Source organism: Acidithiobacillus sp. TH-A117 (genome assembly GCF_057473465.1).
Genome location: NZ_JBYCKQ010000034.1, coordinates 21,315 through 46,490 on the forward strand (window position 1 = coordinate 21,315; position 25,176 = coordinate 46,490).

A 25,176-nucleotide genomic window follows, 5' to 3' on the forward strand; every position below is an offset into this window, starting at 1 on the left:
AAATGCGTGTGGTTTTTGCTGGAGCTTCCAACCTGGTGGTCAGAACCGTGCAGCAACTGAATGAACAGACCAGACATGACATCATCATCATTGAAAATGACGCTGCGCTCATCGATAGCCTTAATGATCAGTTAGATGCTGCTTTTATTCAAGGGGATGCCAGCCTTCCAGCAATTTTGAAAGAAGCTAACCCCAGTGCCTGTGATTTCTTTTTTGCTACAACAAATAGTGATGAGAGCAATATGATTGCTGCTCTGACGGCTAAAGCCCTGGGCTTCAGTCGGGTTGTCGTGCTGATTAAGGAAGAATCCTATGAGCCTATCTGCCAGGAGTTGGGTCTGGATGAAATCATTATTCCTTTGCGCGCGGTCAGAAGAAATATGATCAATATCATAGATGGTGAGCGAGAACGCCATCTATCAGATTATATTCGTGCAGATCTCCGTTTGTTTTCATTTCGGATACCCTCGGATGCCCAACCGCAAACGCTGGATAATCTCGCTCTGCCGAAAGATACCAAGCCTATTGTGATATACGACGATCGGGACTCACCACGCACGCTCAGTGACGACATGACCATTCAACCGGGGGATAACGTGGTGCTGCTCACACATAAAAACACCCTTAAGACCTTGGAAAACAGATTTTCAAAAAAATAGTAGCCGTCATCAATATCGCTGCTTCATATCAAGTTGGGTGCAATGAAATACTAATGATGACTGTCTCTTTATGGCGACAGCATAATTTTCGCAAAAAATTTTCTTTCATTGGAATTGTCTTTCTGTTTGTAAATCAACGTCAAAAAAATTATAAGCTATTTTTATTTTGCGCTTTAATTTGGCGACAGTGACCAATTTCTCCTGTTTTTTTGACAGATTCATGGCGCTGGTTAATACTAGGTTTTCTGTTAATTCGTGATTAATTTAGGGAGAAATCTATGAAAATTGGCAAAATAATGCCTATAACCATACCGTTGCTAGGCTTGGCGCTTGCAGGATGTTCTGGTGTTTCGCAGGGGCCTCAGGGCGGTCATGATATTTCCTGGTACCTCCATCATCAGAAAAAAATGACCCAGGAGATCTCTTGGTGTAAAAACAGTGCTGGGCGCGATAAGCTGGAATCGTGCAAAAATGCGGAACAAGCATCTTCTAATGCAGTATCCTATAATGCGAAAAAAACCATGAAGAGCATCGGGAATGCTTTATCTTGATCTGGTATGAACCAATATATATTTTGCTGGTCAAAATATATCCGTGAGTAACTACTGGAGGTTAATATATGAGTACAAATCCTATTATCGCCATCAATCAGTCAAAAGTAGCCAATCGCCCGGAAAGTTATGCAACTATGATGAAAGTGGGGCCAAAGGTATGTATTACTACTGCATCCCATCCAGGTTTTTTAGGTTTTGAGCAATTACTTCAGACAGGCATTCATCCCATGGCTGGACGCTATGGCGGTGGTGCGGTGGATATGCATGAAACCCTGAATCCTATATCCATGTTTCAATATACCGTCTGGAAAGATGTAAAATCCCACGAAGAAATGCATCACGAAAATTTCAAGGAAATTTTTGAGTTGTGCGGAAGCTGTCTGGATATGGTCATAGAAGGTCCTTGGGAACCTTATTACGAAGTGGTTCGTTCTGATCTTCCTCTGATCATGGGTATGACCGATATCCCTGCAGCTTTAGGACAATCTTTTGCAGAGCAAAAACCAGTGCCTAAAGTGGCCTTGTCGGCAAAACGCAGTATTGCCATTGGCGATCATTGGGTGATGGATGGCCACGAGGAGGATTTTGAAAAGGGTGCTATTGAGACACTCTCGTGGATGAAAGAAAATGTGCCAGGCATGATCGGTTGGATGATCATGAAACAATTTGGTGTTTCTGCGATTGGGTCTTTTCAGTTTGATCCTAAAGGTATGCTGAAAGCCACACTTGGCGCCAATCCACCGGAGTACAATACGAATTATGGCAGTCAGGTGCCGGATAAGCCACTGATTCCCGGCCAAAAACCCACTCAGTATCTGGTGCATATGGAATGGGAATCGCCCGAACATGCCCATATGGGCATAGCCCATGCCATGCTGGATTACGAGCTACGGCAGATACACAATGCAGGTGTTTTAGCCCATCTGGATAAGGGACCTTACTACATGCTTTTCGGGCCGATGATGGAACAGGGGCAATGGCGTAAAAAACTACAGTTCTAATCCGGATGACAACCAGGCCTGTAAATGTTAACTGCGGGCCTGGTTTAATTTTACATGGCTATTCCGCCAAGCTAGCCAAAGCAACGGTATCGCCCAAAGGGCGGAAAAAGTATATATCTGATTCAGTGAAATAAAATGTTGCAGTGGGCCAAGACCCGTCGAGCCGATACCTTCGCCAATCATCAGCGCGCCAACCAGCAGCCCGGCCATTTGTGTGCCTTCCTTGCCGTGCGCGGCGACGCCGAAGGCCATGCTGTAGGGATAGTAAATTCCGCAAGCGGCACCGGCCACTGCAAATGCCAGTAACAGTGCCGTTGCACTGACCAGATGGGGTATGACGACAAAACAGGCCGCCATGCCGATGGGGGCTAAGCGATAGACCCAGCGTCTGGAAAGCAGGTGGTCGGGGATGCTGCCCAAAATGAATCGGGCAACGGTCATGCCACCCCAGAACAGGGAAAGGGCCAAAGCGCCTGTCGCAGCAGGTAGATGGTGATCTACACTAACGAGCACATTCGCCCAGCTGCCGAAGCTGCCTTCACAAATTGCATAGATTACCACGGCAAAAGCGAAAGGCATCATGGAGCGTCGCCATGCGCGTAAACCGCCAATTTCTTGTGTATCTGTATCTTCTGCAAGCGGAAATAGTAGTAAAACCAGCCAGAGCAGGAGGATGAGAGCAGGCCAGGCAACCCAGCTCAACCAACTTTGCGCGCCAGCCAGAATCATGGGTGATACGGCAGTTGCGCCGCCAATGACGGCGTTCAGAATAGTGACAGCAGCTGCGGCAGCCCCGGCGAAAAGGAGGGATGCCGCCCGATTGATGGCGGCGTTGGTTAAACCGAAGCCAATGCCCAGCATGAGGGTTTCGGCCAGCAGTAACAGGACAACGAACAATTCCGAACTGAAAAAAGCCGCTACCAGTAAAGTCATGGCGATGGCATTGCTGATCGCCCCCAGGCGGAATAATCCTTTGCTGCACAGGTGCTTATGAATAGCCCCAGCACTCAATGCCGCCAATATGGCGCCGATGATTTCCGGGAAATACAACATGCCATAAGTGGCATTACTCATGTCGTAGGGAGCGCTGCGCAGCGTGGTACCCAGTGCCGGAATCAGTACAAAAGCAGCTCCCTGCAAAAAGCCGGCGATATATACCGCGCTGAGGCCGCGTTTCATGTCGCACCTTGAAGATGGCGACGAATATGCGGACTGACCCGCAAGGCATTGGCCATGATGGTCAGCGACGGATTGACCGCACTGATAGAGGGCATAAAGCTGGCATCCACCACATAAAGATTATCGAGATCATGGGCCTTGCAGTAAGGATCAAGTACATTGTCGCCGGGGTCCTCGCCAAAGCGACAAGTCCCGACTTGGTGGGCAGTGGCAGAAATGTCCATGGCCTGAAAGAAAACGCCCAGAAATCCGGCTTTTTGCAGAATCTCCCGCCATTTCTGGCAAAGGCGGCGATGACTTTCGCGATTTTTGGGATTCCAGGTAAGACGGATGTCGCCGTCCGTATCGAGGGTGACGCGATTGTTCGGATCGGGCAGGTCTTCCGTGGTCAGCCACCAGTCCACGGAATGGCTGGCCGTCCAGGCGCTGATAGGAATAGGCATCAGTGGCCGTTGGGCGTGGAGCAGGCCGGGAGTCACCTTGCCCAAACCCTGTATATGCCCCAGTGGGTAAGGATAATCGGGGTCTCCAGAGTGTTCATAAAAATCGTTAAGCGCCAGGGTTTTTTGAAAAATACTGCGATTTTCCCGTCCAGGCTTAATAGCCATGCAGGCGCTATTGAGATGACACATGTAATTGCGTCCGACCTGATCACTATGATTGGCCAGTCCGGTAGGATATTTTTCGGAGGTCGAAGCCAGCAGAATAGCGGCGCTGTTGACGGCTCCGGCAGCCAGAACCACCAGGCGGGCGGTAAACGATTCCTGGTCGGTTTCGACAGATTCCACGGATTTTCCATTTTTACTGTGGATCAGGCGACGCACCCGATGGCCGGTTAAAATCCTTACGTTAGGATATTCCAAAGCAGGGCGTACACCGCATACTTCGGCATCACCCTTGGCATGCAACATACAGGGAAAGCCGTCGCAGGTCGGGCAGCGTACGCAGGGACTGTGTTCCGGATCATTATCCAGGCGATGCAGAGCCAAGGGTAGCGGGAAGGGGTGGTAGCCCATGCCGCGCAGTGCCTTATCCACCTCAGCAATATCTTCATCGTGAGGAAAGGGAGGAAAAGGATAGGGCTTGCGAGCTGCTTCGGTAGGATCAGCGCCAGCCTCACCGTGGGTGAAGTACCAGGCTTCTGCCGTATCGTAAAAAGGCGCCAGATCCTCATAACGGATGGGCCAGGCGCGGGTTTCACCACCCTGATGCTGACGAACGCTAAAATCCTTTGCGCGGCGACGCAGAACCGCCGCTCCATAAAATTTGGTATTGCCACCCACATGATAGCCAGTGACCGGAGAAAAGGCCTTGCCGTGCTGATCGCGCCATTGTTCATCCGTGTGATAGCGATGCTCTCCGAAAACGGTTTGCGGGTCCCAGTTGCCCCATTCTCTGGGCAGGTAATCGCCTCTTTCGAGGATCAGTATTTGTAGACCAGAGTCCGCCAGGGCACGGGCTAATGTTCCGCCACCCGCGCCGCTGCCGATAATAATGACATCGGCATCCATCGTCTTATCCTCCGTGGCGGAAGTCCGGATAAATCAGCATGCCACCATCTACTGCGAGGGTGGTACCGGTAATGTAACTGGCCAGATCACTGCAGAGAAATGCGACGACATTGCCGATTTCCTGGGGTTTGCCGAGACGACCCATGGATATTTTCTTGTCGAGATCCTTCAGTGACTGGGGGTCGCTCCAGACCGATTCATTGATGGGCGTTTGAATGGCCCCGGGGGCGAGAGCCACTACGCGAATGCCTTTATCCGCAGTTTCCTGGGCCAGGGTCTTAGTAAACATGGATAAACCTGCCTTGGCACTGGTGTAGGCACTATAACCTTCCCAGGGGATGAATTCGTGCACGGAGGTGACATTGATAATGACCCCGCGCTGCAGTTTTTCCATGCGCGGAATGGCGGCCCGGGCGCAGTAATAAGGTCCGAGCAGATCGACACTCAAGACTTTTTCCCAGATTTGCGGATCATCATCCCCGACCAGCGCACGCGGCCCGTCCATGCCCGCATTGTTGACGAGAATGTCGAGACCGCCAAAAGCCTGCTCAATCTGCTGCACCAGTTTTTCCACGGCGGCGGGATCGGAAATATCCGCCTGAAAAGACTGGGCTTTACCGCCCGCTTTGCTGATGCTGTCCACCACCGCATCTGCCTCGTCCTTGCCCTTGCGGTAATGCACGGCCACTTGCGCCCCTGCTGTTGCCAGGGTTTCCGCAATAGCCCGTCCCAGGCCGCCGCTGGCCCCGGTCACCAACGCCCGTCTGCCCTGTAAGTCTAATTGGATCATGACGCTGCTCCTGTAATATCCAGATGAAAATCCTCGCCGAGCCAGTCACCACTATCCTGCCAGCGGATGGTGAATTGCACCGATTCGCCTTCGCTGAGCGAGCCGAGCGGTAAAATGGCGACATGTCCCAATTCCCAGTCTTCCGAGTGCAGATCCTGCACCTTCTGCCAACCATTGATGCCCCAGTGAACAGTAAATGGAGCGCGTAGCAGCACCCGGAGCTCCTGACCGGCGGGCAATTGCCGGGGCCTTTGCCGCAAACGCCAGAGTCGATAGGTAATTGCGGGTTTTTTCCCTTGATAGCGCTTCCAGGTGGCTGCCGGCCGATCGACGGGTTCGCCCTTTATGTAACTGTGACAAAGCTTGATATATTCACCGTGCGCCCAGACCAGGGGCATGGCCGAACCACTGGGATGTCCGGGTGCCAGACCTTTTTCCGGAATCGGATCAGACTCCCAGATTTGTTCCGGCAGTAGTCCCCCCTTGCCGGTCATGGCCGCCATGGCATTGATATAGGGCAGGGCATCCTCCCCGGCACTGACAGCAAAGTGCCCGCGTTCTCCCACCAGGAGCGGCCAACCCCGACCAACGCCAGTGCCATCAAAAGGGCTGCCATCGCGATGCTCGCCATAACCATCGCCGTTGTAACGATGCCATACCGGCCCGCTGGGGGTGTCGGTTTTGAGCAGGGCATCCATGATCTTGACGGAAGCAACGATGTGCGGATCTTCGGCGCTGCGCAGTCCATAACGCACGAGCTGCAGAAAATCATTGGCGATCTGATCGTAGGCAGGGAGGTGGGGGTCATGAGCCCGGTTTTTGATCAGCACCCACTCATCCTTGGCGCCGTCCTGTATCAGTACATCTTCCGGGGTGATCCGCACAAAATATCCTGGCACCTGATATTTTTTGGCAAGATCGGTATCTTTGACAAAAGTCCAGTCTTCCAAGCGTGCATTCCAGTAATCTGCCAGCATCAGGGCATAATCGGCAGTTTTGCCACCCAGTAGTTCTGCGCCTTCGACCAGCGCTGCAATGGCGACAGCCAGAGTGAAAGGATTGACGCCACCGTCTTCTTCCCAGCGATCCTGGCCGGTGACTGGTCCTTCATGGGCTATGAAATGCAGGGCGCGGCGGACCATGTCGTGGACGGCAACATCGCCGAGGACTTTATGCTGTTTCAATAGCGCAGCAAGCAGGATAGGGAAACCCGTTTCATCCAGCTGGACACCCTGCCAGAAGGGTTTGCCCCCCAGCCATTGATTTTGCAACCAATGTCCATCAGCCTGCTGGGTGCTGATGAGATAAGTCAGTACCTGTCGGGCTTCCTCGCTTGCTCCCATGGCCACCAGTGCGCCAGCACTTTCCACCAGATCCCGGGACCAGACCAGATGATAACCTCCACGACTGGTGCTGGCTTCTCCCCAGGGTACAGAAAGACTGGCGACCAAGGCACCGGGAAAAGTACGGTCCTCGTGCACTTTGAGGATATTGGTGGAGCGTGCATAGAGGGTTTGGGCAACATCGGGAAGCTTGCTGGCAAAATTGCGGGGACGGGGATGCTTCTTGTGCCAGGCCAGCCATAAATCGGTGTAGCGGCTCGTGGTGGCTGTGAAGCCGTTAGCCAGAGCACTCCAGGCGTTGGTAGCGGCAGCCTCCTTACTGGAGCCCAGCCCCAAGGCCAGGGTGCCTTGTCTAGGCATTTGTCCAGCCAGGGCAACCTCGCCGGGTCCGGCCTCCTGATATTCCCAGGACATGCGTCCATGGGCATGAAAATCCTGCCATAAATCACTGGCACCGACTTCTCCCACGCTGCAGCGTTGCAGGGCGGCATATCCTTCAGCATTGCGACAGGCCAGCGCCAGCCCAAAGGGTCCCTGTTCTGCCCAGAGGACCTGACGGCCTTCCCAATTCCCGACCCAGGCGCAATTGTTTTCGGCATCTTCTCCCAGTCTTGCAGAGCAGAGGAGGTAGGGTTGTAATCCTGCGTCACCTTCCAGCTGAAAATCGATCAGCAACACATCGCGGTCGGGATCGGCGCAGATTTTGAGAGTGAAATCAAAACGCTCGTGGTGATGACGGATAATGGGCTGGGGAACATGGGGATCATCCAGCTCCACCGCCGGTTCCGGAAGGGTTTTTAATTCCTGCCAGAAACCCTGGTCATCAGCAATGATGAAGCCCAGATCGCGAATTTGGGGAATATCAATGCGCGGATAGAAAACTTCGGTAATGATACCGCTGCCTGTGGTAAACCACAGTTTACTGCTACCCAGCGCCGTCCCTACACAGGATTTTTGCGCGGTGGACCATACCGGATGACGCCATTGTGCCACCGGTGCTTTTTGGACTGTATTCATGGAATAACTCCTGAATGTCTGTCTGCGGACTTAAAGCACCGGTCGAGTTTTGCTCAAGACATATCTGGCTTTACCACTCCGGTACTATGCTCTCAAAGTGAACAGAATCAACTTTTATGCTTGGGTAGAACACCCGCTTTTTCGAGGTAAACCGGCAATACCGCTACAACCCGCATGCCCCTCTGCACGTCAGGATCCTTGAGCATGTGATAGAGGCCCGACAACCCCCCGGCTTTGCCGGTGGCTTCGTGTTCTGCGGCATCAGCCAGTGCTGCAGCCATGAGCCGTCCGCTTTGCATCAGACTCGCCGCAGAATTCAGTACCGGACTGTTCTGGCCTTGCTGCACGAGCTGCCCCAGCAAACTCTCCAGATCAATGGTTTCCGCAAAAAGGCCGACCTGGCGACTGAGGTCTGCGACCCGCTGCAAGTTGCCATCTTCCTGCAATTGTTTGAGCAGGCGCAGGGCTTCGACAATAGTGGTATCCGCCGAGGTTTCCTGCCAGAGATCACCCAGTTCCTTGACTTTGGCGACCACGGCACCGCCCGCTGGTCCCTGCATGAACTCCAGAACGGCGTTGAGTTTCGGAACGATTTCACCCAGTAGCTGAAGTGCTGACATCCACTCCGCTAGGGGAAGTTCATGTAGTTTGGCGAGGAGAATGGGAATATAGGGCTTTAATAATTCGACGCTTTCCGCCAAAAAAGCCGCGTTTTCCCGAATCAGCGCCAAAAGGCCACTTTCGCGCAGAACTTTGAGGGTTTCCAACAGTTCTTCAATACTGCCTTCCAGATTGAAGCGTTCATCCCAGCGACCGGCTTTCAGGGCCAGGTCCATGGGTAAATTTCCCGCCGGACTCTCCATGAAGCTGGCGCTGCCGTGGGCAAGGTCGCCCAGACGGGCAAGACCTGCCCATTGTTCTGGTGTGAGTTGCGGGGTGAAAGATTCTTGTGCTGCCATAATGCATCTCCCTTGATTTATATCTGGCCAATAATAAAAGAGGGCCTCGCGGCCCTCGTTTTTTCAGGCTGCGAAGAGTTTTTCAGCCAGGAGTTTTGAGGCATCCAAACCCCATTCCGGCATTTTACCTTTCGTCTTGAAGAAGAGATTTTTGTATTGCATTTTCAGCAGGAAGGGCATATGGCCCATTTTCAGAATCTGATCAGGACCGCCAAACCAACTGTTGGAACGGATGTAAAAGGCCTGATTGTTACCCATGTCACCAATACAATAGACTACCGGTTCCAAAGGCTTATCAGCTTCTGCCGGAGCCATTTTGCCCAAATCCTTGGCAATTTGCTTGGCCACAATCTCGCTCTGGGCATGGCCGATACCACCCAGCTTCGGGACGGTAATCGCTGCCGCGTCCCCTGCTGCAAACACCTGGGGATACTTGGGGTTGCGCATGGTCACATCGGTGATCACAAAGCCTTCGTTATCACTGATAGGCAGGCCTTTCATGAAATCATGGGGAACCCAGTCCGGGAATACCAGTTTCAGTTCGGCTTCAATATTTTTGCCGCTGGCCAATTCAACCCCATCTTTGGTGATGCGGGTAATGTCCTTGGCTTCATTGACATAGTTGAAACCCATGCCGCCGGCAATTTCCAGCAGTTTGCCCACCACTTTTTCACCGGCATCTTCGGCAATCAGAGAAGCTGGAGTAAACACGGTAATTTTATCCGGTCCACCTTTGCCATGTTGACCCAGCCAGGTAGCCATGGACAGCATGGTTTCCACGGGCGGGCCTTCGCAGGCGGCTTCAGCGCTGGGGAAAGCGTGCCCGCCATAGAGTTTGATGTCTTTAGTGCCATCGCCCTGATGGAAGCGCGCAGAACCGATGGCTACGGGACCACCCTTATATTCATGGGCCAGGAAGTGACGTAATTTGTTACCATAATAAAAATCGCTGACCGTGTGCCCATGTTCGGCAAAACCTTCGATTTTGTCATAGGCCAGACGATTGCCGACGGCTACGACCAGATAGTCATAAGCCATGCTTTCAGGGGCAGCCCCCGGACGTTCATTGGGGACAAAATCCACCTTTTTTGCATCCGGATCAATGGCCTTGATTTCGCCCTGAATAAAACCGATATCGTCTTCATCCAAAGTGCTGGGAATGTCCATGGCCAGGGTCTTGCTGGGATCGCGGCCTTCAAACACTTCCGCAGGGACGTTTGGTACAAACAACAGAAAATTTTTACGATCAATAACGGTGATACGTACCGCTTCGCCACAGAGTTCACGTATTTTCTGTGCAGAGGCGAGACCGGCAAAGTTACCACCAAGAACGACAACATGAGGCTTCATAGATGTTCCCTCCGTTTTTTCGTCATGAAATTGCAATAATCAACATCCACACAAATGAATGTCTCCTATGTAAGAGTAGTAGATAATCGTAAAAGTTCAACAAGCCAATTTTTTCAGGCTATGGGAATGGGCTTTTATATTCGCAGGGTTTTATATTTTTAAGGACTTATAAATGCCTATATCTTATTACGGTGGACTTATATTCTGAGAAAGAAGAGATTCAGATTTTTTTCTTCAGGTCCTGAAAAATAGCCAGAGCTTTTTGCCGCGCCTGGGCATGATCCACGACCGGGCGGGGATAATGTATCCCCAGTGCAACCCCGGCCTTTGCCAGAATAGCTGGTTCGGCCGCCCAGGGCTGGTGAATGATGTGATCGGGCAGGGCGGCAAGTTCCGGTAACCAGCGACGCAAGTACACACCCTGCGCATCGAATTTTTCGCCTTGCAATACCGGATTGAAAATCCGGAAATAAGGTGCTGCATCCGCACCCGAGCCAGCGACCCATTGCCAGGAAGCACTGTTATTGGCTTCATCAAAGTCCAGTAAGGTATCCTGAAACCAGGCTTCGCCTTTGCGCCAGTCTATGAACAGATCCTTGATGAGAAAACTGGCACAAATCATGCGGACCCGGTTGTGCATCCAGCCGCTTTGCCAGAGTTCACGCATTCCGGCATCCACAATGGGATAGCCGGTCTGGCCGCGTTGCCAGGCATGCAGCAGTTTTTCATTATTCTGCCAGGGGAAATCAGCGAACTCCGGACGGAGCGGCGTATCGGGCAGATTCGGAAAGTGAAAAAGCAGATGCCAGGAAAACTCACGCCAGCCCAGTTCCCGCAGAAAATGTTCTCCCTGGGCGGCAAGCTCCGGATTTTTGAGCAGATGGCCCTGAGTTTCCTGCCAGATTTGCCGGGGACTGATTTCACCGTGCGCCAGATAGGGAGAAAGTCGGGAGACTGAAGACTGGGCCGGAAAATCCCGGCCTTTGCTGTAGTTGAGCAGTCCTTCCTCCAGAAACTCACGCAATCTGGTATGTGCACCTGATTCCCCGGGCTCCCAGAATTCTGGAAAGCGGCTGGCCCAGCGGGATGTTGCGGAAGCAGCTGCCAATCGGCCAGGGAATCGCTGGGTAAATGTTGAGCCAGTTCAGAGGGTAAGGGTTGAAGTGCCGCCTGTGGTAAAGCCGGAGCCACCGGAAAACGTGCCAGTAGACTCTTCCAGAAAGGCGTGAAAACCTTGTAAGGTTGTTGATCATGATGATGCAGCCAGGGTTCGACCAGACAATCTCCGGGAAATGAGCGCACCGACACCCCTCTGGCCTGCAAGTCAGCCTTGATGGCGGTATCCTGAGCGATGCCACGGGGATCATAACGACGATTCCAGACAACTCCATCTACTGCGACGGTTTGGATTATTTCCAGCAGAATCTGCAGGGGATCTCCACGCCGCAGCAGTAATGGCAAATGCAAGGTCGCCAGTGCTTCACCAAGTTTGTGCAGGCTGTGATGCCGCCACCATAATTCCGCAGCGCCGGAGGATTCATGGGGATCAAGAATATATAGCGGGATAACCTCGCCCTCCTGGGCTGCCTCCCATAGAGCCGGATGGTCCGTAAGGCGCAGATCCCGACGAAACCAGACAATGGTGACAGTCATTTTTTAGCTCCTCAGCAATCAGCTCCTCAAAAAAGATTCTTGATGGTATTCATTAGCTTTTCTCCTGTACCGGACCCTGCGGCGCTGCTGGTCGAGGCGGTAGAGGATGTGGCAGCCGCAATGGGCGGAAAGCCCGCGAGATAATCGCTGACACCGATGACATTACTGTCGCCACTGATGGTCGGGCCGGTAACCGAGGGCGGACGGAAAAAGCCCGTCGCCGGACTTCCAGCCATGGCTGTACGCATATAATGAATCCAGATGGGCAAGGCCTCGCGAGCCCCGGCCGCCCAGCGGCCCATGGTGTGATTATCATCGTAACCCACCCACACGCTGGTCGTGATGCGTGGGCTGAAGCCATTGAACCAGGCATTGTTTTCATGATTGGTAGTGCCGGTTTTGCCGGCAATGTCATTGCGTCCGAGGCTCTGGGCCGCTACGCCGGTACCGATTTTGATGACCTGCTGCATCATTTGCGTCAGCAAATAGGCTACGCCCGGGGGGATGGCTGTTTCAGTGGGCGGTGGTGCATAGCCCATGGGGCAGTTCAACAAGGAAATCTGGGTACCCCGGCCATTGACGATTTTGGTGATGAGGTAGGGGTGAGGAAGAAAACCACCGCTGGAAAATACCGAATAGGCTCTGGCCATTTGCAGGGGGCTGTAATCCCCCGCGCCGAGGACCATGGACGGTACCTGGGGCACCTGCTTGGCGGGGAAACCAAAACGCTGCACATACTGCGCCGCATAAGGAATCCCGATGTCCATGAGAATCCGCACACTGGGAACATTATGGGAGTATGCCAGATTGGACCAGACCGGTATGGGCGTGTTGGAAAACTGGTTACTGTAGTTGGTGGGCGCATAAACCTGTCCGTCAGGCAGGGTAATGGACAGGGGGGTGTCGGGTATGGGGGTCTGAGGGGTCATGTAGGTATTTTTACCCGAAGCCAGCAGTGCGGGTGCATCCATGGCTGCCGCGTACACAAAAGGTTTGAAGCCCGAACCGGGTTGCCGGTAGGCAAATACCGCCCGATCAAAATGACTGAGTTCGTAGCTGAAGCCACCAACCAGAGCATGAATGGCCCCGTTCCGGCTGTCCAGACTGACCAGGGCACCCTGGACCTTGGGGATCTGGGTCAACTGCCAGCCGGGATCCTTCCCGGCAGAAGACCAGACATTGGCACCCCACTCCTGTCCGGCGCCGGCAGTCACGGCGTTGACATAGGGGCGTAACCAGATCAGGTCACCACTATGCAGCACCCCGTTGACCTGCCGGGGCAAAGGACTGTTGAAGCGCCGCCGCGCCCAGCGCACATCCCGGAGTGTCAGGGTGATATCTTTTTTGCCCTCCAGCGACACCGTAGCCGCTTTGGGATCAGCGCTGATGACCACCCCCCATTTCAGGTTGGCCGGATCATGGGGAGGCAGAGACGTCGGCCGTTTGCCAGCCAGGGCTGCCTGCAAGGCATCCCCACTCAAGCGGGTAATCGGACCGCGATAAATTTTCGGGTCCATACTGGAAAGTCCCATGTCATAATTTTCCAGCCCCACCGCAACCGCCTGATTGGCTGCTATCTGGTCTTTGGGGATGATGCTGGTGTACACCTTGAGGCCCGAGCGATAGGTGAAGTCGCTGCCAAACTGTTGGGTGAGCCAGTTGGCGATCCAGTCCGTCACATAGGGCGCGCTATCCGAGGCCTGGGCATGGTAGCGGGAAAGAATAGGTTCCGCATTGGCCTTGGCTTCTTCGGCTCTAGAGATATAACCGCGATTTTCCATACGTTTCAGCACATAAGCACGGCGTTTTTTGGCCAGGTCCGGATTCATGACCGGATTCAGCACGGAAGGAGCCGGGGGCAGGCCGGCAATGGTGGCCATTTCACCCAGAGTCAATTGTTCGACACTTTTGCCAAAATAAGTCTGCGCTGCTGCCTGGACCCCATAAGCACCCTGACCCAGATAAATTTTGTTCAGATACAGTTCCAGAATCTGTTTGTGCGTAAAATGATCGGCGAGCTTGTAGGCCAGCAGTATTTCGGCAATTTTGCGGGTAATGGTTTTTTGCGGGGTCAGGTAAAAATTCCGGGCGACCTGCTCGGGAATGGTGCTGGCGCCCTGCATGGGGGCCATGTGGATGAGATCGACCACTGCTGCCCGTAGGATGCCGGGATAACTGACCGGATAATACAAGGGATTATTGCTGTAAAAGCGGGCGTTTTCCGCAGAAATGAAAGCCTCCTGCATTTTGACCGGTATCTGGTCAATGGGCAGGGCATAGCGCATTTGCGGGCCGACTTCCTGGAGCAGTGAACCGTCCGCCGCATAAATACGCAACGGTTCATCGGGATGCCATTCCTTCAGTTCGTGGACGGGGGGCAGGCTGTCCCAGATGCGATAGACGTAAATGCTGATGCCAATCCCGATGTTGATCAGAATCAGCAGGATGATCAACAAAATCCAGCGACCATAGTGGGGGCGCCGGGATGCCTTGCCCCGTGCCTTGGAACTGTCAGTTTGAGCCATTATGTTTCTTCCATTTCCTGAATGCTTGGTAAAAGAAAGGCTGTACCGCCTTTTACCAAGTACCCTGTCGCCGTTTTGTCATTGCGAGTCGGCTTATGGCGCAATACTATACCATCATGAATCTCAAGAGTCGCTTCGCCCCCAGTCCCACCGGATATCTCCATCTGGGCAATGCCCGTACCGCCTTGTTTGCCTGGCTGGCAGCCCGTGGCGCAGGCGGAAATTTTGTGCTGCGTCTGGAAGATACCGATCAGGCCCGGTCTCCGGAAATTTACGAAAAAGCCCTGTTCGAAGACTTGCAGTGGTTGGGTCTGGACTGGGATGAAGGACCTGATCGGGGTGGTCCTGCAGGCCCCTATCGGCAGATGCAGCGGCTGGATATTTATCAGAAATACTATGACATGTTACTCGTGGCAGAGCAGGCCTATCCCTGTTATTGCAGCCCCGAAGATCTGGCTGCGGAGCGGGCCGTGCAAAAAGCTGCGGGAAAGGCACCGCGCTACGGAGGGCGGTGCCGGCATCTGAATGACGACCAGCGCCAGGCGTTGGCAGCACAAGGCATTCAACCGGTTTTGCGTTTTCGGGTGCCGGATACCGGGATGCTGAGCGTGCCTGATCGGGTCTGGGGAGAACGCAGTTATGCCCTGGCTGACCTGGGAGATTTCGTGATTCGGCGCAGCGATGGCAGCCCCGCTTTTTTCTTTGCCAATGCCGTGGATGATGCTCTGATGGGCGTGAATCTGGTCTTGCGAGGCGAGGATCATCTCAGCAATACCCCGCGCCAGATTCTGATTTTGCAAGCCCTGCAGTTGCCGGTCCCGGCATACGCGCATCTGCCGCTGTTGCTGGGCGGCGATGGCCAGCCCCTGTCTAAACGGCATGGAGCCGCCAGCTTGCGGGATCTCCAGTCAGAGGGCTATCTTCCGGTGGCGGTGCGTAATTATCTGGCCCGACTCGGTCACCATTATGCAGCCTCAGAATTACTGGACGATGCAGCGTTGGCATCTGGATTTGCGGTAGAAAACATCAGCCGCGCGCCGGGGCATTTTGATCCGGTCCAGCTACAGCACTGGCAGCATATGGCTCTGCAGGAATTGACGGATGCCGGGCTCTGGGACTGGCTTACGGCTACTCCTGGCCCATTGCGGGATTGGGTTCCCCAAGGACTGGAAATGGCTTTCGTAGCGGCAGTGCGCGCCAATATTCAGCTTCCCGGAGATGCCCTGGACTGGGCGCGACGCTGCTTTGCCGATCAGGCATTCGTCGCGCTGGCGAAAGAAGAGGCGGCATTGCTGGCACTGGCCGAAGCCCCGGCGACATTCTGGCCCTTGGCCGAACAACTGCTCCAGGAGTCCGCCGGTGATTACCGGATCTGGACCAAAAGCCTGCAGCAGGAAAGCGGCCGCAAGGGGAAGTCGCTGTTCATGCCGCTGCGGGCCGCTTTGACCGGCCTCTGTCATGGTCCGGAACTCGCAGCCCTGTTGCCCCTGATCGGTATGGAGCGCGCCTGTGAGCGCCTGCGTACTGTGCCCCAATATCTCTGAATCGAGGAATTCATGTCGCCAGCCCTGCCGTCCATTCGTCTTTACGACACGATGCATCATGACAAGCGCCCTCTGGAGCCTGCAAACCCGGGGCAGGTGGGCATTTATGTCTGCGGCATGACGGTCTATGACTACTGTCACCTGGGGCATGCCCGGGTGATGGTCACCTTTGATATAGTGGTGCGCTATTTGCGCGCCCGGGGTCTGAAAGTGACCTATGTGCGCAACATCACCGACATTGATGACAAAATCATCCGTCGTGCCCTGGAGAATGGCGAAACCATACAATCCCTCACTGCCCGTTTTATCGACGCCATGCATGCCGATGAGGCGGCTTTGCTCTGCCAGCCGCCGGATCTGGAGCCGCGCGCTACGGAACATGTGGGCGCCATGCAAAACCTGATCGGCGAGTTGATCGCCCGGGGACACGCCTATCCTGCCGCCAATGGGGATGTCTACTACGCCGTGCGCAGTTTTCCGGACTATGGCAAGCTCTCGGGCAAGTCCATCGACGAACTCAATGCCGGGGCGCGGGTGGAATTGGGTGAGGATAAACGCGACCCCCTGGATTTTGCGCTCTGGAAAGCCGTCAAGCCCGATGAACCTTCCTGGGCCTCGCCCTGGGGTGAAGGACGTCCGGGCTGGCACATCGAATGCTCGGCCATGTCTGCGGATGCCCTGGGTTGCAGCTTTGACATTCATGGCGGCGGTGCGGATTTGCAGTTTCCTCATCATGAAAATGAAATTGCCCAATCCCAGGGGGCGGGTTGTGCCTTTGCCCGTTACTGGATGCATAACGGTTTTGTGCGCATCAATGACGAAAAAATGTCCAAGTCCCTGAACAATTTTTTAACCGTGCGTGAACTGCTGCCATTGTTTTCTGGAGAGGTGCTGCGCTTTTTCATTCTTTCCAGTCAGTATCGCAGCCCTTTGCACTACAGCGAGGAAGGACTGGAGCAGGCGCGGGCCGGGCTCACCCGACTATATACGGTCCTGCGCGGGATGCCCCCGCGTCAGATTGTGCCGGAACTGGGCAGTGAATGGCGGGAACGCTTTCATGCTGCCATGAGTGATGATTTCCACACTCCTGCGGCGCTCGCCACCTTGTTTGATCTGGCGCGGGAAATCAATCGCCTGCGTGATGAAAAAAGTGAGGTGGCCGCACCCCTGGCAAGCCTCCTGCGGGAGCTGGCGGCGCTGCTGGGCATTTTGCAGGAAGATCCGGAAAGCTACTTCCGGGGGGGTATGAATGCCAGTGATAATGCCTGGATTGAAGAGCGTATTGCCGCCCGCCTTGCGGCACGCCAGCAAAAAGATTATGCCGGTGCCGACGCCATTCGCGAGGAACTGAGCGCCGCTGGCGTCATTCTCGAAGACGGCCCTGCCGGCACCACCTGGCGCCGGCAGGGGGGCTGATCTCAGTCTTCGCCGAGGGGCAGGGACTGCTGTCCGGGATCCTCGGCAGCCACTTCGCTGGGGGGTTCCTGAACGACTGGTGCTGCCTCGGTAAACAGAGGCAGATGCCAGTCCTCGGGATGGCTGGCGGGTGCTGTATTTGTCTCGACGGGATCGGCTTCGGCAACAGGGCTGGTTGGCGACTCGGGCACGGGTTCCAAAGCACTTTGAGGCTCCGCCGGGTTAGCTTTGATTGCATCGGCGTCCGGGTTGTTTTCAGGGACAGGCGTGGCCTTTTCTGCTGGCACGGTATGTGCGGCCGGATCTTCTAGAGAAATGCTTGATGGGGCTTCTGCCGCTATCTGGACAGGAGATTCGCTGGAAGCTGTTTCCGCACCGGTAGCGATGGTCGGAGTAGATACCAGCATCAGGTGCCAGTCATCGGTGGCGGGTACCGGGCCAGGATAGACCAACTCCTCTCTGGGCGCTGGTGCTTGCTCGACTTTTGCTGCGGTTTTGGCCGAAGTTTTGGCCTTCGGCGCAGCAGGTTCATCTTCTACTGATGATACTTCCTGAAGATTTTCCCCGCCATTATTCTGTGTGGAACGCCTGGCCCTGGCCCTTCGACCGCCGCGCCGCCGCCGCCGACTGCGATTTTCTTCATTGGCGTTTTCTTCATCCCCCTCGGCTTGAGCAGGGCTTTCAGCGGTGGTTTCGACAGCGTGGCTTTCCGCCATGAAGGTAGCGGCGTCTACAGGCACATAGCGGGACACCAAAGCGCGCACCAGGCGCGCTAAAATACCTTCCTCAGCGACTGCTGGCTTACTGGCACTGCTTTTGGCTTTAGCTGGTGCCTGCGCAGGGCTGCGCAGGGGTGGGAGGACATCGGGTGGTGGCGGCGCGGTCAGCGGACTGAGAGCGGCCGATTCCACGCCCGGACGACTCGGTCGGGCCGGCAGGGCATTATTGAGATTCTGCGGCACGGGTAGGCTGCGCAGGGTGCTGGCTTCCATGCGGGTGCGCTCAATATTGTAGTGAGGGGTCACCAGTTCCGGCTTGGGAATGATGACAATACGGGTTTCGGTTTTGGCTTCCAGTTCGAGAATAGGCAGGCGTTTTTCATTGAGCAGATACACCGCCACATCTACCGGAACCGCACACTGGACCTCGGCAGGACCGGGCTTCATGCATTCTTCCTGCAAGAGGCGCAGGACATGCATGCTGGTGGCTTCGCAACCGCGAATCTGCCCCGTGCCATTACAACGCGGGCAGGGCTCGGAAGAAGCTTCTTCCAGACTAGCACCCAGCCGTTGTCGGGACATTTCCATCAAACCGAAGCGGGAAATCCGGCCGAGTTGGACTCGCGCCCGATCCAGCTTGAGGGCTTCCTTGAGTTTACCCTCTACTTCACGCTGATGTTTGGGGGATTCCATATCAATGAAATCCACCACAATCAGGCCACCCAGGTCGCGCAGGCGAATCTGCCGGGCAATTTCTTCCGCCGCCTCCAGATTGGTCCGGAAGGCAGTTTCAGCAATGTCCTGACCCTTGGTGGAGCGCCCCGAATTGACGTCCACTGCCACCAGGGCCTCGGTATGATCGATGACTATGGCGCCCCCGGATTCCAGACGCACTTCGCGGCTGAAGGCGGACTCAATCTGCTGCTCGATCTGATAGCGACTGAAGAGCGGTACATCATTATCGTAATGCTTCAGGCGGTGGACCATTTTCGGCATCATCGCGCCCATGAACTGCACGGCGGCATGATAGGCGCCTTCTTCATCAATCAGGACTTCACCGAAATCCTCTGAAAAATGATCGCGCAGCGCCCGAACCACCACGTTGCCTTCCTGGTAAATCAGAAAGGGCGAAGCACGGGTTGCGGCTGTATCGACAATGGCTTGCCAGATTTGTTTCAGGTATTCGAGATCGCGATGCAGGGCTTCCAGTTCCTGACCAATGCCGGCCGTGCGGGCAATGACCCCCATGTTTTCGGGAATATCCAGGAGTTGCAGATGCTGGCGGATCTGGGTGCGATCGTCCCCTTCTATGCGGCGGGAAACCCCGCCTGCCCGGGGATTGTTGGGCATGAGGACCAGATAGCGTCCCGCCAGACTGACAAAGGTGGTGAGGGCGGCACCTTTACTGGAGCGCTCTTCCTTGTCCACCTGGACAATCACTTCCTGGCCTTCGCGAATCAGTTCCTGGATGCGTTTGCGGCCTTGACCGGATTCCTGTTGCTGAAAGTATTCCCGGGCAATTTCCTTGAGGGGCAGAAAACCGTGGCGTTCGGCGCCATAATCCACGAAGGCAGCTTCCAGGCTAGGCTCTATCCGGGTAATTTTACCCTTGTAGATATTGCTCTTTTTCTGTTCTTTGTAGGCGCGTTCAATATCAAGGTCGAGGAGTTTTTGACCATCTACCAAAGCCACCCGCAGCTCCTCCGCATGGGTGGCGTTAATCAACATCCTTTTCATAAGTTCTTCTTTCTCCGGCGCTCAACCCGCCTGCTCATTCAAGCAGGCCGGGGAGCGCAGCGTTTGTAATTGGGACCGAAAGGCTTGCCCTTCGATGCTATAACCGGAGCCGCACTCGTTCAGCGCAGCGTCCTGAGTCGCAATATATGCCATAAAAGAATAGAATCGCAATCGAAAAAATGCGGGAGCAGTGAAAATATGGCGGAAAACGGAGTGCGTCAGTGGCTGGTGACCGATGCCGATGCGGGCCAGCGTCTGGATAATTTCCTCCTGCGGGTCATGAAAGGCGTGCCTCGCTCGCACATCTACAAAATCCTCCGCAGTGGTGAAGTGCGGGTGAACAAGGGAAGGGCGCGCCCCCATTATCACATTGCCGTAGGTGATGTGTTGCGCCTGCCCCCGGTGCGGGTGGCGGAACCCAGTGATCCGGCAGTGCTGCCTGCCCATCTGCGTAGCCAGCTCGAAGCAGCGGTCCTTTTTGAAGACAGTCATCTGCTGGTGCTGGACAAGCCCAGCGGGTTGGCGGTGCATGGCGGTTCCGGTTTGAGCTGGGGCATTATCGAAGCCCTGCGGCAGTTGCGTCCGGATGCCCGGGAGCTGGAGCTGGTGCACCGTCTGGATCGGGATACTTCCGGATGCCTGGTGCTGAGCAAAAAGCGTTCGGCACTGCGCGCTCTGCATGAAAGCCTGCGTCAGGGGCAGATGGAAAAACACTATCTGGCCCTGGCCTGCGGTGACTGGAAGGGGCCTGCGCGCTCGGTACGCCTGCCGCTGCGCAAAAATACCCTGCAATCCGGCGAGCGCATGGTGCGGGTGGATCCCGTCGCCGGTAAGCCCGCCCATACCCATTTCTCGGCCCGGGAACATTTTTCCGGGGCAACCCTGGTCGAGGCTGATCTGGATACCGGGCGCACCCATCAGATTCGTGTGCACCTCCAGGCCATCGCCCACGCTGTTGCCGGTGACGAAAAATATGGCGATCCTGCCTTTAATCAGCGCCTGCGCGCTTTGGGTTTGCGGCGTCTGTTCCTGCACGCCGCCAGTATTCGTTTTGCGCACCCCCGCGATCAGCAGCCCATGCATATCCAGGCCCCCTTACCGGCCGAACTGGAGGCCGTATTGCAGCAATTACGCCAGGAGTCATGTTCATGATGCCTATTTTGCAAAATCGCCGACTGATTATTTTCGACTGGGACGGCACCCTGATGGACAGTATTTCCACCATCTGTCGCTGCCTGGCCCACGCCTTTGCCTATGCCGGGTTAGATGATCGGGGAGAAGCACAATATAAGGAAATCATTGGCCTGGGCCTGAGCGATGCCCTGGCAGTATTGGCCCCCGAGGCTGACGAAAATCTGCGTGAACGGATTCTGGAAGGTTACCGCCATTGTTTTTTCGGAACACCTGCAGCCGCCATGCCGCTGTTTCCGGGGGTTGAGGAAACCCTGTCGGGGCTGGCGGATGCGGGTTATCAACTGGCTGTGGCTACGGGTAAGGCGCGTCGAGGTCTGGATAAGGTGCTCACTGAAAATCCGCGTCTGGCAGCACTGGTCAGTGCCAGCCGTTGTGCCGATGAAACCCGTTCCAAGCCGGACCCGCTCATGCTCGAAGAGCTGCTGGATCATTACCAATTGCCGCCGGAAGCTGCCGTCATGGTCGGTGATACGGTACACGACATGGAAATGGCCGTGGCTGCCGGTGTTTTACCGATCGGCGTCCTCTGCGGTGTGCATGATGCGTCGCGCCTGACCCAGGCGGGTGCGCGGGTGTGTATACCTGATCCGAGGTTTCTGCTGGGTAAAATGGACTAAACGATTTTCCTCACCGGCGATCAACTCCAGACTTTGACGGGCAGGCTCAGGCAAGAGCAACGTCAAAAGCAGTCCGAGCATGCTGAAGACAAAGGTGAGCAAGAGCGTATTTTCTATACCCATTGCTTGCAGCAAAACAGGGAACAGAAACACGCCAATAAATGCGCCAATCTTGGCGGTGCCCGCAGAAATACCTGCGGCAGTGCTGCGTAAATGTGCCGGATAAATTTCCGAGGCCAGTACGAAGGTTGTAGTATTGGGGCCGAATTCTGCAAAAAAGTAGCTGACGGCATATAACGCCATAAAAACAGAAAAATCCCCGGTAATATCAGGGAGAATGCCAATGGTCAGAAACGCCATGCCCATACACAAAAAACCTATCCACTGCAAACGGCGGTGGCCAATCCGGTCCAGGGTCAATGCCGCCAGAAAATAACCGGGAACTGCAGCAATGGCAAACACAATCCAGCTCCAGGCAATATTGGCCATCAATCCACCCTGCGGAGCTAGGGCGTGCATAATCATGGGCGTCGAAATGGTGTTGCCATAATACGCATAATCAAAAGCAAACCACGCTCCGGCGGTGCCCAGCAAATACCGCCAATAATGGCGCAGCGGCTTCGGAGAAGCAGCGTTTACCTCGTTTTGCTGTGGTGTTACGGGCCTTGCCCGATGCAGCCAGCGCGGTGACTCCGGCATGCCGCGCCGCATCCAGTAAGCACCCAGAGCCGGAAGCGCGCCCAAACCCAGCATGATGCGCCAGGCCAGATCATGATCAATTTGTGCAGCCAGCAAGGCCAGAGCAATACCCGGCCCGATCAATACACCCAGCGCCTGAAAGGAAAAAGTCAGCCCTACCAATAGTCCACGATTGGCTCTATTGGCATATTCACTCATGATCACCGACGACAAGGGATAATCTCCCCCCACCCCCAGTCCGAGAATAAAGCGAAATATAATCAAAGTGGTAATATCATTGGCGCAAGCCGAGCCGAGTGCTCCCAGCACCATCAGCAGGGCTTCAACACCATATATTTTCCGCCGTCCGTAAATATCCGCAATTCTACCGAAAAAATAGGCACCAAAAAGCACTGCAATCAGAGAAATGGAACCGATCAATCCCATCATGAAGGCATCGAGATGCCATTCCTGCCGAATCAAGGCCAAGGCATAACCAATGATGAACAAATCGTAGGCTGCCGAAAAAAATCCCAGTCCGGCGGTTAACATGGTTTTCAGGTGAAAAAGTCCGAGGTTAGCCTCATTCAGCTCGACTATAGACGAAAAGGTGGTGTTTGCTGATTTCATATACCCCGACGAACGTATGAGAACGGAATAGGGTGACTTCCAGACAGGAGAATTTCGCGCTGACTACCTGCCTGCAACAATCACTTCAACTGGATGCGCTGGATATTCTGCCATTTTCGTTGCGGCGATCATCCAGACATTGCTGGTACGCAAAGCATGGTCGACACCCAGCGTCAAAAAAAATTTGACGCGAGGATAAAGTTTACCCCGACAACTGTCAAATAAATTGTAGAGTTTTTGGCTGAATGATGACGTCACATTTTCATCAGGCCACAGATTATCCCTGTTGATAATAGATAACTACCTGACTTTGAACTCTGGCAGACGGATAAAGATACCGTGATTGTCTGCTGGAATGCTGCCATATTGGAGGCTTCACACATGGATCAAGAAGGACAGTACGCGGAAGCCAAAGCTCTCCTGAAGCTGCTGTTGATCAGCGGTTTTATAACATTGGCCAGTGCAGCGGTTATCGTCCTGGCCTGGTGGTTTTGGTCTTGAAGTGTGGCAATACGAGGGCATGCCGGTGGCTGCTGATCTCCGGCTTCCTGCTCCTGCTCTCCGGGTGCGGTGCTTTGTCAGTGGCTGGTACAGATAATCTGCAGGCAATAGCGCACGAGGGCCACTATCAGCAGCCCATCCACGCAGCCATCCTCGATACCGGATGGCATACGGGTTGGGTGTTGCCTGCCCAGCCGGTGTGGCAGGAATTGCCGATCCTGAGGCCGTATTTCCCCGAGGCGCGGGTACTCTTGGTGGGGTTTGGGAATCGCGGCTTCTATGAGGCTCGGAACCCGGGCGTGTTACTTGGTTTGCGGGCATTGTTCCCCTCTCCGGCTGTTGTGCTTCTGCAGGGGATTCCCCACCAGCATTGGCGCGCCTTTTTGCTACCCCAGGTACACTTGTTGCCGCTCACCCTTTCGCCAGCGCAGTTTCAAAAGCTGGTACACTACGTCGCGCAAGCTATTCTCTGGAAGCAAAATGGTCCGGAACCGATTATGCGTGAACCTTGGTATCCGCATGGCCTTTTTTTCCCGTCGACAGAGCCCTACGACGCCTTTCATACCTGCAATAACTGGACAGCCCAGTCGCTGCATGTCATGGGTTTCCCGGTGAGCAGTTTGGGCATATTTTTTGCCGGACAGGTGCAGGGACTCTGGAAACAGATCATGAGAGAGAAAAAGCCTGCTACATAAACCGGTGTTAAACAGCGTGCAAAAATGGCCAGAATTGGGTGGAAAGCAGCGTGGATGGTCAAAGCGTTCGTTGGATAGCATCTCTTTTGTGCCATAGTGCATGAGTGCAGTGGTGCATGTCATGGAGGGGCGCAAAGCGATCTGCAACGTGCTATGGCCTGGGCATCGGCGCATCCGGCGGATGATACCGACACTCGGCACGCTCTGGATCAAATGATTCGTGGGTGATCAGGTTCGTTTGGACCTGAATAATCCGGTATTCCAGGAAAACCTGCTTGCCTTGCCCAAGCCAGAACGTCATTCGGCCCTGGAGACTTTGAGAAAGATTTTGCACATGACCTGGGATCAGGTCTACCGGGATAAGGGGCTGCGATGGGAAAAAATTCTGAGTGTGACGCCGCCCAAAGGTATTACTGCCATCTACTTGCTACGGATCACGCAATCCCGCAGGGCGACCGCCTACCGAGATGGAGACTACTTGCGGTTTTTAACCGTTGCTCCGAACCACGATGCAACTTACGGTAAGAAATGAGATGAAACGAGAATGTGGCGCTGGCTAACGGGGATCTCACCGGGTTCCATCCACAATAAACAGCAAAAAGAGGTTAAAAGACTGGTTGAAGTAAAGTGGGGCATGGAGCGGTACTCTCATGCAGCAGAGAGGTGAGCTAATCCTAACCGTATTCGGAATTTTTTGAACACAGGGAAAAATACCCTGCCACTTTATCCCACATCAACCCGCATCAGGTTTGGCCCAACCGGCTGTTTTCAAGGTGATACCACTTTGTACTAGCATAGTGTGGTGCGAAAGGGGAGACTCGAACTCCCACGCCGTGCGGCGCTGGAACCTAAATCCAGTGCGTCTACCAATTCCGCCACTCTCGCTTACGCGCTATCTTATGCG

Annotated in this window: 19 protein-coding genes, 1 tRNA gene and 1 pseudogene; 9 read left to right on the forward strand and 12 right to left on the reverse strand. The window is 54.6% G+C overall.

The features are described from left to right. The first annotated feature begins 2 nt into the window (after positions 1-2). The 3 genes from AC2VLR_RS08640 to AC2VLR_RS08650 all read left to right on the forward strand — a co-directional run bounded on the left by AC2VLR_RS08640 (position 3) and on the right by AC2VLR_RS08650 (position 2,214). Positions 3-659, forward strand: a complete 657-nt coding sequence (locus AC2VLR_RS08640) for a potassium channel family protein (RefSeq protein ID WP_486881765.1) — start codon at positions 3-5, stop codon at positions 657-659. A gap of 278 nt (positions 660-937) precedes the next feature. Continuing rightward, complete coding sequence (locus AC2VLR_RS08645; protein ID WP_486881766.1) at positions 938-1,210, forward strand: EexN family lipoprotein; 273 nt, start codon at positions 938-940, stop codon at positions 1,208-1,210. A 68-nt stretch (positions 1,211-1,278) separates the two neighbouring features. Beyond that, positions 1,279-2,214, forward strand: coding sequence for a sulfur oxygenase reductase family protein (locus AC2VLR_RS08650; RefSeq protein WP_486881767.1), 936 nt, complete (start codon positions 1,279-1,281; stop codon positions 2,212-2,214). Between the two features lie 27 nt (positions 2,215-2,241). On the opposite strand, the gene AC2VLR_RS08655 is transcribed toward AC2VLR_RS08650, so the two are convergent. The 9 genes and pseudogenes from AC2VLR_RS08655 to AC2VLR_RS08695 all read right to left on the reverse strand — a co-directional run bounded on the left by AC2VLR_RS08655 (position 2,242) and on the right by AC2VLR_RS08695 (position 14,541). Next, entirely contained in the window at positions 2,242-3,393 is a 1,152-nt protein-coding gene (locus tag AC2VLR_RS08655; protein ID WP_486881768.1) for an MFS transporter, read from the reverse strand. Then, complete coding sequence (locus AC2VLR_RS08660; protein WP_486881769.1) at positions 3,390-4,904, reverse strand: GMC oxidoreductase; 1,515 nt, start codon at positions 4,902-4,904, stop codon at positions 3,390-3,392. The genes AC2VLR_RS08655 and AC2VLR_RS08660 overlap by 4 nt, the downstream gene beginning before the upstream one ends. A gap of 4 nt (positions 4,905-4,908) precedes the next feature. Next, positions 4,909-5,694 (reverse strand): glucose 1-dehydrogenase, encoded by a 786-nt coding sequence (locus AC2VLR_RS08665; RefSeq protein WP_486881770.1) that lies wholly within the window; start codon positions 5,692-5,694, stop codon positions 4,909-4,911. Continuing rightward, positions 5,691-8,054: a glycoside hydrolase family 15 protein gene (locus AC2VLR_RS08670; protein WP_486881771.1), complete on the reverse strand. Its 2,364-nt coding sequence runs from the start codon at positions 8,052-8,054 to the stop codon at positions 5,691-5,693. The genes AC2VLR_RS08665 and AC2VLR_RS08670 overlap by 4 nt, the downstream gene beginning before the upstream one ends. 107 nt (positions 8,055-8,161) lie before the next feature. Continuing rightward, a complete protein-coding gene (locus tag AC2VLR_RS08675) occupies positions 8,162-9,013 on the reverse strand; it encodes a DUF1641 domain-containing protein (RefSeq protein ID WP_486881772.1) in 852 nt (283 codons plus the stop codon). 63 nt (positions 9,014-9,076) lie between these two features. Further along, the gene (locus tag AC2VLR_RS08680) at positions 9,077-10,363 is read right to left on the reverse strand and encodes an NAD(P)/FAD-dependent oxidoreductase (protein ID WP_486881773.1); all 1,287 of its coding nucleotides are present in this window, start codon (positions 10,361-10,363) and stop codon (positions 9,077-9,079) included. A 220-nt stretch (positions 10,364-10,583) separates the two neighbouring features. Then, the gene (locus AC2VLR_RS08685) at positions 10,584-11,387 is read right to left on the reverse strand and encodes a cryptochrome/photolyase family protein (RefSeq protein ID WP_486881774.1); all 804 of its coding nucleotides are present in this window, start codon (positions 11,385-11,387) and stop codon (positions 10,584-10,586) included. A gap of 215 nt (positions 11,388-11,602) precedes the next feature. After that, positions 11,603-12,016, reverse strand: a pseudogene (locus AC2VLR_RS08690) (deoxyribodipyrimidine photo-lyase); the annotation flags it as partial. Positions 12,017-12,042: 26 nt separating this feature from the next. Next, entirely contained in the window at positions 12,043-14,541 is a 2,499-nt protein-coding gene (locus tag AC2VLR_RS08695) for a penicillin-binding protein 1A (protein WP_486881775.1), read from the reverse strand. 95 nt (positions 14,542-14,636) lie between these two features. On the opposite strand from AC2VLR_RS08695, the gene gltX reads away from it, so the two are divergent. Continuing rightward, on the forward strand, positions 14,637-16,085 hold the full coding sequence (gene gltX / locus AC2VLR_RS08700) for a glutamate--tRNA ligase (RefSeq protein ID WP_486881776.1): 1,449 nt from the start codon (positions 14,637-14,639) through the stop codon (positions 16,083-16,085). A 12-nt stretch (positions 16,086-16,097) separates the two neighbouring features. Beyond that, positions 16,098-17,501, forward strand: a complete 1,404-nt coding sequence (gene cysS / locus AC2VLR_RS08705; RefSeq protein ID WP_486881777.1) for a cysteine--tRNA ligase — start codon at positions 16,098-16,100, stop codon at positions 17,499-17,501. Between the two features lie 2 nt (positions 17,502-17,503). Here the strand turns inward: cysS and AC2VLR_RS08710 are convergent, their stop codons facing one another. Then, positions 17,504-19,957: an Rne/Rng family ribonuclease gene (locus AC2VLR_RS08710; protein ID WP_486881778.1), complete on the reverse strand. Its 2,454-nt coding sequence runs from the start codon at positions 19,955-19,957 to the stop codon at positions 17,504-17,506. A 198-nt stretch (positions 19,958-20,155) separates the two neighbouring features. Between AC2VLR_RS08710 and rluC the strand changes: the two genes are divergently transcribed. Next, positions 20,156-21,109, forward strand: a complete 954-nt coding sequence (gene rluC, locus AC2VLR_RS08715; protein ID WP_486881779.1) for a 23S rRNA pseudouridine(955/2504/2580) synthase RluC — start codon at positions 20,156-20,158, stop codon at positions 21,107-21,109. Next, positions 21,106-21,768, forward strand: a complete 663-nt coding sequence (locus AC2VLR_RS08720) for an HAD family hydrolase (RefSeq protein ID WP_486881780.1) — start codon at positions 21,106-21,108, stop codon at positions 21,766-21,768. Before rluC ends, AC2VLR_RS08720 begins: the two co-directional genes overlap by 4 nt. Here AC2VLR_RS08720 and AC2VLR_RS08725 read toward each other — a convergent pair. Next, on the reverse strand, positions 21,661-23,076 hold the full coding sequence (locus tag AC2VLR_RS08725) for an MFS transporter (RefSeq protein ID WP_486881781.1): 1,416 nt from the start codon (positions 23,074-23,076) through the stop codon (positions 21,661-21,663). The genes AC2VLR_RS08720 and AC2VLR_RS08725 overlap by 108 nt on opposite strands. A 581-nt stretch (positions 23,077-23,657) precedes the next feature. On the opposite strand from AC2VLR_RS08725, the gene AC2VLR_RS08730 reads away from it, so the two are divergent. Together AC2VLR_RS08730 and AC2VLR_RS08735 are read left to right on the forward strand one after the other, a co-directional pair. Then, a complete protein-coding gene (locus AC2VLR_RS08730) occupies positions 23,658-24,272 on the forward strand; it encodes a DUF2459 domain-containing protein (protein ID WP_486881782.1) in 615 nt (204 codons plus the stop codon). A gap of 220 nt (positions 24,273-24,492) precedes the next feature. Then, a complete protein-coding gene (locus AC2VLR_RS08735) occupies positions 24,493-24,804 on the forward strand; it encodes a hypothetical protein (protein ID WP_486881783.1) in 312 nt (103 codons plus the stop codon). A gap of 268 nt (positions 24,805-25,072) precedes the next feature. Here AC2VLR_RS08735 and AC2VLR_RS08740 read toward each other — a convergent pair. Further along, positions 25,073-25,157 (reverse strand) — tRNA-Leu (locus AC2VLR_RS08740). Positions 25,158-25,176: the final 19 nt, after the last annotated feature.

What these genes read in the sequence shown, in the direction of transcription:
- AC2VLR_RS08670 (WP_486881771.1), bottom strand. Translation starts at nt 8,054, where the DNA reads ATGAATACAGTCCAAAAAGCACCGGTGGCACAATGGCGTCATCCGGTA.
- AC2VLR_RS08650 (WP_486881767.1), top strand. Translation starts at nt 1,279, where the DNA reads ATGAGTACAAATCCTATTATCGCCATCAATCAGTCAAAAGTAGCCAAT.
- AC2VLR_RS08665 (WP_486881770.1), bottom strand. Translation starts at nt 5,694, where the DNA reads ATGATCCAATTAGACTTACAGGGCAGACGGGCGTTGGTGACCGGGGCC.
- AC2VLR_RS08660 (WP_486881769.1), bottom strand. Translation starts at nt 4,904, where the DNA reads ATGGATGCCGATGTCATTATTATCGGCAGCGGCGCGGGTGGCGGAACA.
- AC2VLR_RS08710 (WP_486881778.1), bottom strand. Translation starts at nt 19,957, where the DNA reads ATGAAAAGGATGTTGATTAACGCCACCCATGCGGAGGAGCTGCGGGTG.
- AC2VLR_RS08680 (WP_486881773.1), bottom strand. Translation starts at nt 10,363, where the DNA reads ATGAAGCCTCATGTTGTCGTTCTTGGTGGTAACTTTGCCGGTCTCGCC.
- gltX (WP_486881776.1), top strand. Translation starts at nt 14,637, where the DNA reads ATGGCGCAATACTATACCATCATGAATCTCAAGAGTCGCTTCGCCCCC.
- rluC (WP_486881779.1), top strand. Translation starts at nt 20,156, where the DNA reads ATGGCGGAAAACGGAGTGCGTCAGTGGCTGGTGACCGATGCCGATGCG.
- cysS (WP_486881777.1), top strand. Translation starts at nt 16,098, where the DNA reads ATGTCGCCAGCCCTGCCGTCCATTCGTCTTTACGACACGATGCATCAT.
- AC2VLR_RS08655 (WP_486881768.1), bottom strand. Translation starts at nt 3,393, where the DNA reads ATGAAACGCGGCCTCAGCGCGGTATATATCGCCGGCTTTTTGCAGGGA.
- AC2VLR_RS08720 (WP_486881780.1), top strand. Translation starts at nt 21,106, where the DNA reads ATGATGCCTATTTTGCAAAATCGCCGACTGATTATTTTCGACTGGGAC.
- AC2VLR_RS08640 (WP_486881765.1), top strand. Translation starts at nt 3, where the DNA reads ATGCGTGTGGTTTTTGCTGGAGCTTCCAACCTGGTGGTCAGAACCGTG.
- AC2VLR_RS08675 (WP_486881772.1), bottom strand. Translation starts at nt 9,013, where the DNA reads ATGGCAGCACAAGAATCTTTCACCCCGCAACTCACACCAGAACAATGG.
- AC2VLR_RS08725 (WP_486881781.1), bottom strand. Translation starts at nt 23,076, where the DNA reads ATGAAATCAGCAAACACCACCTTTTCGTCTATAGTCGAGCTGAATGAG.
- AC2VLR_RS08695 (WP_486881775.1), bottom strand. Translation starts at nt 14,541, where the DNA reads ATGGCTCAAACTGACAGTTCCAAGGCACGGGGCAAGGCATCCCGGCGC.
- AC2VLR_RS08645 (WP_486881766.1), top strand. Translation starts at nt 938, where the DNA reads ATGAAAATTGGCAAAATAATGCCTATAACCATACCGTTGCTAGGCTTG.